The sequence below is a fragment of the Bacillus sp. (in: firmicutes) genome (genome assembly GCA_017656295.1).
GTDB lineage: Bacteria > Bacillota > Bacilli > Bacillales > JACDOC01 > JACDOC01.
The window spans coordinates 1-12,743 of record JACDOC010000005.1 but is presented as its reverse complement, the minus strand read 5'-3'; the positions used below and the strand labels follow the sequence as shown (position 1 = coordinate 12,743).

The window sequence follows — 12,743 nt, the reverse complement described above, 5'->3', positions numbered from 1 at the left end:
TGGAGGTGTATCGAATATGACAAGAAAAATTTCTTTTTCACAAGCAATAAACGAATCCATGAAGCTAGCTATGCGTAAGGATGAAAATGTCATTCTCTTAGGTGAGGACGTAGCCGGTGGTGCGGCTGTTGACCATTTACAGGATGACGAGGCATGGGGAGGCGTCATGGGGGTTACGAAAGGGCTTGTTCAAGAATTTGGAAGAGATCGTGTTTTAGATACACCGATCGCAGAAGCTGGATATATTGGTGCTTCTGTTACGGCAGCAGCGACCGGACTACGGCCAATTGCGGAATTAATGTTCAATGATTTTATTGGCAGTTGTCTTGATGAAGTCATGAATCAAGCAGCAAAACTTCGCTATATGTTCGGTGGAAAGGCAAAGGTACCGTTAACCATTCGAACGATGCATGGTGCTGGATTCCGTGCAGCTGCTCAACATTCGCAAAGTCTTTATGCGCTTTTTACCCATATACCTGGTTTGAAAGTTGTTGTTCCTTCTACACCAGCAGATGCGAAAGGTCTTCTACTTTCCTCGATTTTTGATGATGATCCAGTAATCTTTTTCGAGGATAAAACACTCTATAACATGAAGGGGGAAGTAGAAGAAGGATTTTATACTATTCCGATTGGTAAAGCAGACATAAAAAGAAAAGGAAACGACCTCACGATTGTGGCAATAGGAAAACAAGTCCACACCGCCCTAAAGGCCGCTGATATGCTTGTGGAAAAAGGAATTGAAACAGAAGTAATTGACCCAAGAAGTCTGTCCCCGCTTGATGAAGATACTATCTTATCTTCTGTCGCAAAAACAGGACGTCTGATCGTGATTGATGAGGCCAATCCAAGATGCAGCGTAGCAACCGATATTTCCGCGTTGGTAGCGGATAAGGGATTTGATTATTTAGATGCCCCTATAAAATTGATTACTGCTCCACACTGTCCAGTTCCGTTTACACCTGTTTTAGAAGATCTCTACTTGCCAACACCAGAAAAAGTGCTTTATGCAGTGGCAGAAATGATAGGGGATGAAACATTCGTAGCTGTATAACATTCATTTTGGGATGATAGGTTGCCAGTAAAAATGAGTAACATAGCAACACGCGCTCGTTTTATCGGTCAAAGGGGAGTGAAAAAGAATGCCTGTTGAAATTATTATGCCAAAGATGGGAATGAGCATGGAAGAAGGTACGGTTGTTGAATGGTTAAAGAAAAAGGGAGATCCTGTTAAAAAAGGAGATTCCGTGGTTGTTATTAGTTCCGAAAAAATCGAGAAAGAAATCGAAGCGCCAGAGGATGGTGTGCTATTAGAAATCCTCGTCCAACAAGATGAAACGGTTCCGGTTGGAAAAGCGATTGGCTATATCGCCAAGAAGAATGAAAAAGTTGAACGTAATCAATCAACAACAACAACGCAACAAGTGAATCAAGAGAGTGCTGCCTCCGTTGAAACTTTAAAACGTATGGAAATGATTAGTCGTAAGCCAAGAGTTTCACCAGCTGCTAGGAAACTAGCAAAAGAAGCAGGAATTGATCTTAATAGTATTAAAGGTTCGGGTCCAAAAGGAAGAATTACAAGAGCAGATATACAAAAAGCGATCAAAGAGAAACATTCAGATGCTGAGCTTCAGATCAATAAGCAACAGGATATTGCACCGGTAGAACAAAAACAGATAAAACAAAATCCACTCAACCAGTCGGAGGTTACGGTTAAACCAATAAACGGAATGAGAAAAGTGATTGCATCAAGAATGTTTACCAGCCTGCAGCAATCTGCACAGCTCACAATTCATATGCGGGCTGATGTCACCGAACTGCTCAAAGTACAGAAAAAGGCAAGAGCAGAGCTAATAGATGAAAAAGACGTTAAACTAACGATAACAGATTTTGTTGCTAAGGCTACAATTTTAGCCTTACTCACACAAAAAGAGATGAACAGCTTGTATCAAGACGACCACATTTATACGTATGATTCCGTTCACCTTGGGGTAGCTGTAGCACTAGAAAACGGTCTTGTCGTTCCTGTCATTTCTCATGCAGAAAAACTGTCCATTAAGCAAATTTCCAAAAAGATCAAGGAGTTAAGTTTACGTGCAAAAGTAGGAAATCTACAAAGTGAAGAAATGAAGGGTTCTACATTCACCATTTCGAGTCTTGGGGCTTATGGGGTTGAGTTTTTCACGCCAATCCTAAATCCGCCGGAAGTAGGAATTCTCGGTGTTGGATCCATTACAGATACCCCTGTTTTTGTTGGAGATGAAGTGCAGCGCCGAAGCCTTCTACCGCTTAGCTTAACGTTTGACCACCGTGTCATTGATGGTGCTCCGGCCAGTAAGTTTCTATCAATCATAAAAGATTATTTAGAAAAACCATATAAAATGTTTATTTAACGTCTTTTGATTATTCTCCCTCCTCTAAGTGAATAGTAGGAGGGAGATCAATCAGAAACCGGTGTCTTCTGACAAGAAAATGACCCGTTTTCTGTATAAAAGAAAGGAGAAAATTCCCTCTTGCTACCGGCTATGCGAGCGAAAAATCACCCATTGTCGAAAAGGATACTACGAAAGTGAATCTTTCGTTTTTTATTTTATTGCAAAAATTTGGTAGTTAAATAGGAATTTTATAATATATATTTCTAAAAATTCTAAATTATTGTATTATTATTTTAGAAGCTGGAAATATGACACCATGTTGACGAAATATGGAAATCAGGAAGGAGGAATCGGAATGGGGGAAGCTGGGAATGGAGCAGTCATGGAGACGCCAATGGATCATCTGTTGGTTGAAAAGCTTTCAGATCCGCGAACGATTGAGCAACTAATCCGCCTGCTCGATCAGCTGGAGAATGTAACGTTTCTTCTAGATATGCTGGAAAATTTTCTTCGGCGCGGACCAGAATTTGCTGATTCGATTAACGAACTTGTTATTTTGTTGCGACAAAGCGTAACTAGTTCAGAATATGCTACGCGTTTGGAGCATGCATTAACCTCGTTGCAGCGAATGCAAGAATTCCTCGACTCTCCACAAATTCAAGAGCTGTTCAAATCTGATGTTTTAGATGTACGTTCGGTGCAAACAATTGGAAAAGTGTTTCGTTCATTGCATGAGGCCTCTAAAGAGTCGGAGGAAGCGGGAACGAAACGTGTGGGAATCATTGGTCTGATGAGAGCGTTAAGTGATCCCGAAGTGCAGCCAGCACTTAATTTTGTTCTTCATTTTGCACGACACTTATCGAAGGAGATCAACGATGCATGAGTTATCTATTGCCCACAGCTTAGTTGAACTAGCCATGGAATCAAGTAAAAATTTGGAATTAAAGCGAGTTAAAGCGCTGTATTTAAAACTTGGTGTTTTGTCGGGAGTGGTAAAAGAAGCTTTAGAATTTTCCTTCGATGTAGTCGTTCAAGGAACTCCTTTGGAAGGAGCAAAGCTGATCATTGAAGATGTTCCCATAACCGTTTTCTGTCCTGACTGCCAAGAAGCTCAAGTTTTGCCCGAACCATTTCCTATGCGTTGTCCAGTGTGCGGAACAAAAACAGGACAGGTGCTCGCAGGACGAGAGATGGAATTGTACGCTTTGGAAGGTGAAGAAGAAAATGCAAGAACTAATATTGAATCCAAGAATTGTTGAAATTCGCCAGAATGTTTTGAAGAAAAATGACCTTCTTGCTAGAGATTTACGGAAGCGCTTTCGAAAAGCGAGTGTTTATGTCGTCAATCTCGTTTCCAGCCCCGGAACGGGAAAAACGACGCTGCTAACAGAAGTGCTTACCCGACTAAGCAAACGGTATCAAGTAGCCGCTTTAGTGGGCGATTTAGCAACGGAGAACGACGCGGATCGCTTGCGGAAAAGCGGGGCAAACGTACGCCAAATTACTACTGGAACCGTTTGCCATCTAGAAGCGGAAATGATTGAGCGTTCGTTGCAAGATTGGGACTTGGATAAAATTGATTTTCTTTTTATTGAAAATGTTGGGAACCTCGTCTGTCCCGCAAGTTATGATTTGGGAGAAAATCAACGTGTTGTTCTTTTTTCGGTGACAGAGGGAGAGGACAAACCGGTAAAATATCCAACCATCGTCAACAGCGCTGATACAGCGATCATTACAAAAATTGATTTAGCGGAAGCGGTAGGTTTTCAACGGAATCGTTTTTATGAAGCGTTGAATGAGGTACGGCCAGGTATTCGCATACATGAAGTTTCTGTTCGTACCGGAGAAGGAATCGACGAATGGATTTCGCGTTTAGAAAAGGACAAATCAGAATTTGGTTCTATGTCTGGCACCCTATAAACATAATTACTTTGTTTAGCCTCAATGAAAAAATATAGTTTTTAACACTCATATTTTTATGGAGGTGGAGATTGTGGTAAATGTCCTTTGGATGCATGGCGGTGCGTGCAATGGAAACACTCAATCCTTTTTAAATGCGGAAGAGCCGACGGTCATTGATTTAGTTACCGATTTCGGCATTAACATCCTGTATCATCACTCTTTGTCGATGGAGTTTGGCGAACAAGTCCGCCGCCTTTATGAGGAAATTCTCAATGACGAAATTCCGCTCGATATCTTGGTGGTAGAAGGGACCATTATTCAAGGGCCAAACGGAACTGGACACTATGATATGCTCATGGATCGTCCGAAAAAAGATTGGATTTGGGATTTTGCCCAGAAAGCGCAATATGTCGTAGCAATTGGTGACTGTGCGTGCTGGGGAGGGGTACCGGCGACAAAACCGAATCCGTCTGAGTCGATTGGTCTTCAATACTTGAAAGAAAAACGCGGGGGATTTCTAGGAACACAGTTCCGTTCGAAAGCAGGATTGCCTGTCATTAATATTCCTGGATGTCCGGCTCATCCTGACTGGGTGACACAAATTCTTGTTGCTATTGCTACCGGCCGTTTGGAAGACGTTGTCTTAGACGAACTTCAACGTCCTCAAACCTTCTTTAAAACGTTCACCCAAACTGGATGTACGCGTGTTCAATATTTCGAGTGGAAAGAACCAGTCGAAGAGTTCGGACAAGGTACCCGAAAAGGATGTCTCTTTTATGAGCAAGGCTGTCGAGGCCCAATGACTCATTCGCCATGCAACCGGATTCTATGGAACCGTCAATCTTCGAAAACACGGGCAGGAATGCCTTGTATTGGCTGTACAGAGCCGCAATTCCCGTACTTTGATCTAGCACCGGGAACAGTGTTTAAGACGCAAAAAATTCTCGGTTCGATCCCAAAAGAAGTGCCAGAAGGAAGCGATCCGCTCAGCTACTCAGTGAATGCGGCATTGGCGCGGTCAGTGGCGCCGAAGTGGGCAAAAGAAGATATGTTTGTGCCGTGATAAATTCGTGACTTAAGTCATCGGAATGAAGGGGAAACCGGTAGAAACATCTCTTTTGAACACTAATCTTCGAAAAGAGGTTCAGCTGTCCTTTAAGGGAAACCATTTTAAAAGTGGGGTGCTTAATGAGCATGAAAAAACAAGATACGATTGTAAAAACAAATAAAAAAGAGATTAAAGTCCATTCTCTAGGACGCGTTGAAGGCGATTTAGATGTAAAAGTAGCCATTGAAGATGGAGTGGTTGTGGACGCTTGGACGCAAGCAACGATGTTTCGCGGTTTCGAGATAATTTTAAAAGGAAAAGATCCGCAAGCTGGTTTGATTGTTACCCCTCGAATATGCGGCATTTGCGGTGGAAGCCATCTCACGAAAGCCGTATATGCACTCGATACGGCGTGGGGCACGGAAGTACCGCCGAATGCGACGCTCATCCGCAATATTGCTCAAGCGGCGGAAACGATTCAAAGCATTCCTCGGTGGTTTTATGCGTTGTTTGCAATCGGTTTAACGCATAAAAATTACTCTTCTTCCAAGTTGTACGATGAAGTGGTTCGACGTTGGGCTCCTTTTGAGGGAGATCATTATGAGATAGGCGTCACTGTTTCAGCTAAGCCAGTGGAAATTTACGCGATCTTCGGTGGTCAATGGCCACATTCTAGCTTCATGGTTCCTGGAGGCATTGTTAGCGCGCCGACGTTGTCCGATATTACTCGCTCTATCTCGATTTTGGAATATTATCGTGAAAATTGGCTGGAGAAAATTTTGCTTGGTTCGTCCGTTGAACGATGGTTGGAAAACAAGACTTGGGACGATGTGCTTGCGTGGCTGGATGAAAAGCCAGAACACCGCGATTCCGATCTTGGTTTGTTCATTCGTTATAGTATGGAAATTGGCTTAGACAAATATGGAGCAGGTCCGGGACGCTATTTAGCTACTGGAACCTTTTTCAATCCACAGCAATATCGCTATCCGACGATTGAAGGACGCAATGCTGCGTTAATTACTCGTTCTGGAATATTTGATGGAGAAAATTTCCATGATTTTGATCAGGAACGGGTACGGGAAGACCACACGTATTCTTACTATCGTGGCAGTGGTGCTTACCATCCATTTGAAGGAGTTACCGATCCAGTGGATCCAATGGAAGGACAAAAAGAAGGAAAATACACCTTTGCTAAAGCACCACGTTACAATATTCCACTCATTGGAGAATCTCCGCTGGAGGTAGGACCTTTAGCTCGCCAAGTCATCGCCGGACGCCCTGGTGCGCAAGAATGGCAAGATTATGATCCTCTATTTTTGAATATTTTGAAAGAAATTGGACCAAGTGTGATGGTGCGTGTATTGGCACGTCTACACGAAGCTGCCAAATATTATTTGCGCATGAAAGATTGGTTGAAGCAAATCGATTTAAACGAAAAATTTTATATCAAGCCGAAAGAATTGCCTGAAGGACGTGGATTCGGGGCTACGGAAGCAGCTCGTGGCGCTTTGGCGGACTGGATTCAAATTAAAGATGGAAAAATTGAAAATTATCAAGTCATCACTCCGACAGCATGGAACATTGGACCTCGAGATCGTCACGATCAGCGCGGGCCAATCGAAACAGCGATGATTGGCGTCCCTATTAAAAATCCTGAAGATCCGGTCGAATTGGCTCATATTGCCCAAAGCTATGATTCGTGCCTTGTGTGCACCGTTCACGCTTATGACGCTAAGTCACAGAAAGAGTTAGCCAAATATGAAGTCGTTAAAATGTGTTGATAGCTCATTCATGCGAAGTTTAAGATGAAGTGTTTTTCTACTGTGCCAGCATATCAGCCCGCGTTTCACATTCACCTGTAATCTAATAGTCTAGTAAACAGAAAAAGAGAGATCGATATGCTCCTTGAGGTGGCACGCTTGGCTTTCAGAAGGAGGAATTTTGTATGACCGTTATTATTGGATGTGGTAATTTACTCCGATGTGATGATGGGGCAGGACCTATGCTAATCCGCAAATTATGGGAACAGGGGGTTCCCGAAGGAGTCCGTTTAGCTGATGGCGGAACTGCTGGCATGGATGTAGCTTTTCAAATCGGGGATACAGATGAACTGATTCTTGTAGATGCCTGTAAGTCAGGAGCGGAGCCAGGCACAATTTTTGAAATTCCCGGTGAAGAGGTGGAAACACCACCACTAAAGGATGTTAATCTTCACAATTTTCGCTGGGATCATGCGCTTGCCTTAGGCAGGTGGCTTCTTAAAAGCCGCTTTCCAAAGAAAGTGACTGTTTTCCTGATCGAAGCCGAAAACTTATCGCACGGATTTGGATTGTCCCCAACAGTGGAAGCTGCCTTGAATGTTTTGACAGAGGAGTTGCTTCAACGATTAGGAGGGAAGACAAGTGAAGTTTGAACTGACGTCAACAGGTTATCTGCATATTCCCGCCGAAAAAGCGGTGCGGTTCCCAACGGGAACCGCCATCGCTTTAGTACGTGGAGAAGAACTATTGGTGATGCCGGTAAGTCATTTAGGAGCGGGCGGATTATTGTTAAAATTTCGTAATTCTCGTGGAGATCGAAGCATGTTTGTCCAAGAACTATTGCCAGAAGGAATTCCGCCTGGAATCCGCGATGCCGTATGGGATGATCAATATGGAGCGTTTCGAATACCACTTTATTGTTCTAGTACGATGACGAAGAAGTGATCATTTAAAAAGAGAATAGCCCCTTTATCTGGTAACAGGATTGAGTGGGGTCAAATAAACAAGATTTTTAACTAGCTGACAGGGTGCCTTGCACGGAGGTGTAGGTAATACCTTTCGGACATCAGAACGACTTTAGTCGTTTAAAGGTTCAGTTTTCTTTTCCGGTTTAGTTAATAAAAAGGGGGAATAACAATGCTGCAGCCACAACCAATCGGTGTTTTTCCTGGAGCGGCAGGTTTTTTTCTCTTACCACCAGTTCCAGAAGCTGATCAATTCGTATCCTTTCTTCTTCGTGGACAATTCCCGGAAAGCTGGCCCGAGAGCTGGCGCTTTTTTGCTGCGGCGATTGAGGGAAAGAGCGAAGAAGAAGTTTTAACATTATTGCCGGCAGGACCGGAAGCTGCCTACAATCGTTTTATTTTGGATCCACAGGCACATACGTATACTACAGCAAAAGAAGTACTTTCAGGAGATTTCTCCTTTCTTTTGGATGCAGTGGCTTGGCGCCTTCAATTGTGTGAAACTCCCCCACCGCTTGGTGATACTACAGGAGAAATTCGGGCGTTTTTATTGGCAACTAAGGGGTACGATGCGTTTCAACGAAAAGATTGGTCGACGGGGCTTTCCTTTATTTTGGAAGCTGCCACTACAGTAGAGGACGTATCTCCTGTTTTTTCCGCACGGCTTTATGCGGAATGGGCCGCGACCAAACAAATGCTTGGTGATTACGGAACGGAAACGATAGAAGGATACCGCAAAGCCCTTGCACTTTTAGAAACGTCTTCCTTCCAGGAAGCTAAGGCTGAACTGTGGTTTCAATTAGGTTCCGTGTATCAAACAGCCGCTGAAGGACGGAAAGGTTTTCTGTTAGAAGCAGTCAGGTGCTATCATGAAGCCTTAAAAGTGTATCGAAAAGATACTTATCCAGATGACTATGCTACCCTTCATATGAATCTCGCGTTAGTATATTTGGCCATGCCGTCTTTAGACCGTAGTTCCTATCTTCGCTCTGCGACAGCGATTCAGTCATTGAGAGAGGCTTTGCGCATTTTTAAAAAAGATACACATCCAGAACTTTGGGCAAGCGCCACGGTCAATCTGGCCAATGCGTTACAGCATGTGAAAACATCTCATCTCGAAGAAAATCTTTGGGAAGCAGTTGCACTTTATGAAGATGTGCTTGAAATACGCCGTCCTGAAGACGATCCATTAGGATATGCTCGCGTCTTAGCTAATCAAGGGAATGCTTTGGCTCATTTAGGTGCGTTTTCTCGAGCAGTACCTCGATTGGAAGAGGCCGGTCAATTGTTTCGTACATATGGAGAACAAGAGGCAGCGAATGCCATCAATGACATCTTAGCGGATATTGCCCGTAAGCGAAAGCAAGCAGCCTCAAATGAAAAATTAAACAGTAAACAGTCCCAGTGAGAAAGAGAGGGAGGATAACATGAATCCCCACGAACAACAATACTTTAATCTTTTGTTGGCTATGGCTGTTGACCGATTTAGTGAACGCATTATCCAGCGTAATGAAGGAGCAATAAATGCACTAGAACTGCTTCGTACAAATCCTCAAGGAGAGGGAATATGGCTGAACGAATTTGTGGAAGCTTTCTTTCGTGATGCTCTCCTTGATAATCCGGCGGGTTCATGCTTAATTTTGCAGGCTTTAGCCAATCAACGTGTCAATGACCTTTCTAACATTGTGGTCCGTGAGACGGTTGGAGACATATTGCAGGCATTGGCTAAACAAACATTTGCCACTTTATTGTATCGGAAAACCGAAGAAGCGCTTGAGCAAACATTGGCTTTTGGAGGTGAATGAGGATGAAAGTTTATCAAGAAGAGGACTTTCAAGCCTTGGCCGAACGGGTGGACCGACTATTGGACTCGATTAAGGGAATGCCAGAAGATGCTCGATCGAAGGCGATGGAATTGAAAAAGGCCATTGAAGCGGTTCACGAACATGCTCTTAGAAAACTTGTCCGAACGTTTCGGGAAACGGAAGCAGGAAAAGAGTTACTGCTGAAGGCGGTAGAAGACCCTTCGATATATGCCATGTTTTTGATGCACGGAATCATTAAACAAGATTTGTTTACCCGTGTTGCTGCCGCGCTTGAAGAGGTGCGTCCTTATATGCGTTCTCACGGGGGTGGCGTGGAACTAGTTAAAGTGGAAGGAAAGACGGCTTATGTTCGCCTCGAAGGAGCTTGTTCCGGTTGTTCTCTATCCGCTGTGACGCTGAAAAATGGAGTTGAGGAAGCGATTAAAGCTCGCGTTCCAGAAATCGAACAGGTTGCAATGGTCGAAGAGGAAGTGTCTTCAGGATACTTGCCGGTGCATGTTATGGGTGATACTGACAATTTAGAACAAAATGGATGGGTGCAAGGACCATCCGTCTCGGAACTTCAAGAAGGGCATCCTGTTCGTTTTTCGCATGAGGAGTCCGACGTTTTACTAGTGCGCATGGATGGAAAAGTAATGGCCTTTCGCGATCAGTGTCCTCATATGGGGATGCCTCTAAACGGAGGACTCGTGGACGGCCCTACGATTACTTGTCCATGGCATGGCTTCCGTTTTGATTTATCGACCGGGGAATGCATAACCGCACCACACGTACAACTAGAACCATTTCCAGTACGGGTGGAGGAACAGAAAATATGGATACGCTTAGGTTAACCGCTTATCCCGAGCGATGGTTAGGTGGACCAGCTCCCGGCGGTCTTGCATTGCCCCCGGCTCAGCCAACCAGAAATCATCTATATGCACCACGTGGAGTATATGTTGACAATGATGTTCTTGTGGTGGCCGATAGCGGCAATCATCGAGTACTCATTTGGTACGGTTGGCCGGAAAACGACCATGCGCCAGCTGACATCGTTTTAGGTCAACCCGATTTTGAAACTGAGGGACCAAAATTGTTTCATCTCCCTACTGGCGTTGCGATTATTAAAGGAAAGTTGTTTGTCGCCGATGCATGGCACCATCGACTGCTCATTTGGGAAACGTTACCAAAATATAATAACCAGCCTCCCGATGATGTTTTAGGACAGGATAATTTGTGGGGAACATCTCCTAATCGGGGCGGAAACGTCTGTCCAACTGGATTTTATTGGCCATATGGGTTTGCTTACATTAATGGATGGTTTTACGTAGCTGATACGGGAAATCGAAGAGTTGTAGGATGGAAAGGTTTACCGGAAGATGGGACAGTTCCCGATTTGATTCTTGGACAACCCAATGGTTATGAAAATAGAGAAAATAGGGGGAAAGGGGTGGGAATAGATACGTATCGCTGGCCTCACGCACTTGCCGGCGATGAACATACATTATACGTTGCGGATGCAGGCAATCACCGCATCCTCGGTTATACGCCACCGCCAGAGAGTGACCGCCCAGCTGATTTAGTTCTCGGTCAACAAGATTTTACTCAGTCATTTGAACTTCCCCATGTTCCGCAAGGCCCCCGGCGATTCCGGTTTCCTTATGGAATCGCACGATGCGGCAATTGGCTTGCTGTGGCAGATACATCCAACAGCCGAATCCTTCTATATCCAAAGTTGCCGCGAAAAGGCGCGTTTCACCCTGCTTCTTATGTTATTGGTCAGGCGGATTTCGAAGGGATGGGAGAAAATCGCTGGCAAGCGGTAACGACGGAATCATTATGCTGGCCTTATGGGATTTGGTTTCATCAAAATCGGTTGGCCATCGCTGATTCAGGAAATAATCGAGTCATCATTTGGCGTCTTGAATTCGAGTAATTGCTACTCAACATAGAGAGTAAGAGAAACAATTGATTCTATAAAAGTTGCAGAAAGATGTTCGGCGTTTTTCTATAAAAAATTTTTTACAAATAGGGGGACGCATTCATGTGTTTAGCGATTCCAGGGCAAATTGTAGAAATGTTTGATGATGATCGTCGTTATGCCATGGTGGATGTTTGCGGAGTACGCCGCAAAATTAACATTGACCTATTGAAAAATGAAAGACCCCTTCTTGGAGATTGGGTGCTTATTCATGTTGGATTTGCGATGAGTAAAATTAGCGAGGAACAAGCAAGTGAACAACTGAGATTGCTAAGCATGTTAGATGAATCGGAGGAAGCGATAGAGGAAGTAAAAGGGTACCAATTTGATAAAGAAAAAATTTAAACGTATCATGCCTTCTAAATAAACAACGTTGGAAGCTTGATACAACAAAAGTCAAGTCGTTCGTTGATGATTATCAGTCTGTGGAAGGCGATTGTTTACAAAAGGGTGTCGTGTTGATCCAAATACGGGAGGTGTCGTTTGATGACAACGATGAAATATGTTGACGAGTTTCGCGACCCGGAATTAATCCACAAGATATCAGAAGAAATCCACCGTCTCGTTAAACCAGATGATCAATATCGTTTTATGGAAGTTTGCGGAGGACATACATTTTCTATTTTTCGATTCGGATTGCAACATCTGCTTCCGAAAAATATAGAACTTGTTCATGGACCGGGGTGTCCTGTCTGTGTCCTTCCAATGGGTCGTATGGACGATGGTCTATCTATTGCCCAGCAGCCGAACGTGATATTTACCGCTTTTGGTGACGTGATGCGCGTTCCTGGAAAACAAGGAACACCTCTCGAATTAAAAGCAAGAGGGGCCGATTGGTCTAGCCCCAAAAAAGTGGAAGTTTAAAAAACCCCGGGAGTAATTATCCTTAAAAGGAAATTGCTCCCTTTTT

General features: G+C 43.9%; 14 protein-coding genes and 1 pseudogene. All 15 read left to right on the top strand.

Features of this window, described 5'->3' with window-relative positions:
- Positions 1 to 16: 16 nt before the first annotated feature.
- The 15 genes and pseudogenes from H0Z31_06495 to H0Z31_06425 all read left to right on the top strand — a co-directional run bounded on the left by H0Z31_06495 (position 17) and on the right by H0Z31_06425 (position 12,667).
- Positions 17 to 1,051, top strand: coding sequence for an alpha-ketoacid dehydrogenase subunit beta (locus H0Z31_06495; protein MBO8177089.1), 1,035 nt, complete (start codon positions 17 to 19; stop codon positions 1,049 to 1,051).
- An 88-nt stretch (positions 1,052 to 1,139) separates the two neighbouring features.
- Entirely contained in the window at positions 1,140 to 2,390 is a 1,251-nt protein-coding gene (locus H0Z31_06490) for a 2-oxo acid dehydrogenase subunit E2 (GenBank protein ID MBO8177088.1), read from the top strand.
- Between the two features lie 337 nt (positions 2,391 to 2,727).
- Positions 2,728 to 3,255, top strand: coding sequence for a DUF1641 domain-containing protein (locus H0Z31_06485; protein MBO8177087.1), 528 nt, complete (start codon positions 2,728 to 2,730; stop codon positions 3,253 to 3,255).
- Positions 3,248 to 3,631: a hydrogenase maturation nickel metallochaperone HypA gene (gene hypA, locus H0Z31_06480; GenBank protein ID MBO8177086.1), complete on the top strand. Its 384-nt coding sequence runs from the start codon at positions 3,248 to 3,250 to the stop codon at positions 3,629 to 3,631. Before H0Z31_06485 ends, hypA begins: the two co-directional genes overlap by 8 nt.
- Positions 3,597 to 4,292, top strand: a complete 696-nt coding sequence (hypB, locus tag H0Z31_06475) for a hydrogenase nickel incorporation protein HypB (GenBank protein MBO8177085.1) — start codon at positions 3,597 to 3,599, stop codon at positions 4,290 to 4,292. Before hypA ends, hypB begins: the two co-directional genes overlap by 35 nt.
- A gap of 73 nt (positions 4,293 to 4,365) precedes the next feature.
- On the top strand, positions 4,366 to 5,337 hold the full coding sequence (locus tag H0Z31_06470) for a hydrogenase (protein ID MBO8177084.1): 972 nt from the start codon (positions 4,366 to 4,368) through the stop codon (positions 5,335 to 5,337).
- A 131-nt stretch (positions 5,338 to 5,468) separates the two neighbouring features.
- On the top strand, positions 5,469 to 7,103 hold the full coding sequence (locus H0Z31_06465; GenBank protein MBO8177083.1) for a nickel-dependent hydrogenase large subunit: 1,635 nt from the start codon (positions 5,469 to 5,471) through the stop codon (positions 7,101 to 7,103).
- Between the two features lie 164 nt (positions 7,104 to 7,267).
- Entirely contained in the window at positions 7,268 to 7,735 is a 468-nt protein-coding gene (locus tag H0Z31_06460) for a hydrogenase maturation protease (protein ID MBO8177082.1), read from the top strand.
- The gene (locus tag H0Z31_06455; GenBank protein MBO8177081.1) at positions 7,725 to 8,027 is read left to right on the top strand and encodes a hydrogenase maturation protease; all 303 of its coding nucleotides are present in this window, start codon (positions 7,725 to 7,727) and stop codon (positions 8,025 to 8,027) included. Before H0Z31_06460 ends, H0Z31_06455 begins: the two co-directional genes overlap by 11 nt.
- Before the next feature lie 195 nt (positions 8,028 to 8,222).
- Positions 8,223 to 9,455 (top strand): tetratricopeptide repeat protein, encoded by a 1,233-nt coding sequence (locus H0Z31_06450; protein ID MBO8177080.1) that lies wholly within the window; start codon positions 8,223 to 8,225, stop codon positions 9,453 to 9,455.
- Positions 9,456 to 9,474: 19 nt separating this feature from the next.
- Positions 9,475 to 9,852 carry a hypothetical protein gene (locus tag H0Z31_06445; GenBank protein ID MBO8177079.1) on the top strand — a complete coding sequence of 126 codons (378 nt, stop codon included), beginning with the start codon at positions 9,475 to 9,477 and terminating at the stop codon, positions 9,850 to 9,852.
- A gap of 2 nt (positions 9,853 to 9,854) precedes the next feature.
- Positions 9,855 to 10,706, top strand: coding sequence for a NifU family protein (locus H0Z31_06440; protein ID MBO8177078.1), 852 nt, complete (start codon positions 9,855 to 9,857; stop codon positions 10,704 to 10,706).
- Positions 10,688 to 11,788 (top strand): hypothetical protein, encoded by a 1,101-nt coding sequence (locus H0Z31_06435; protein ID MBO8177077.1) that lies wholly within the window; start codon positions 10,688 to 10,690, stop codon positions 11,786 to 11,788. Before H0Z31_06440 ends, H0Z31_06435 begins: the two co-directional genes overlap by 19 nt.
- Before the next feature lie 108 nt (positions 11,789 to 11,896).
- The gene (locus tag H0Z31_06430) at positions 11,897 to 12,178 is read left to right on the top strand and encodes a HypC/HybG/HupF family hydrogenase formation chaperone (protein ID MBO8177076.1); all 282 of its coding nucleotides are present in this window, start codon (positions 11,897 to 11,899) and stop codon (positions 12,176 to 12,178) included.
- A gap of 150 nt (positions 12,179 to 12,328) precedes the next feature.
- A pseudogene (locus tag H0Z31_06425) lies at positions 12,329 to 12,667 on the top strand (hydrogenase formation protein HypD).
- Positions 12,668 to 12,743 lie beyond the last annotated feature (76 nt).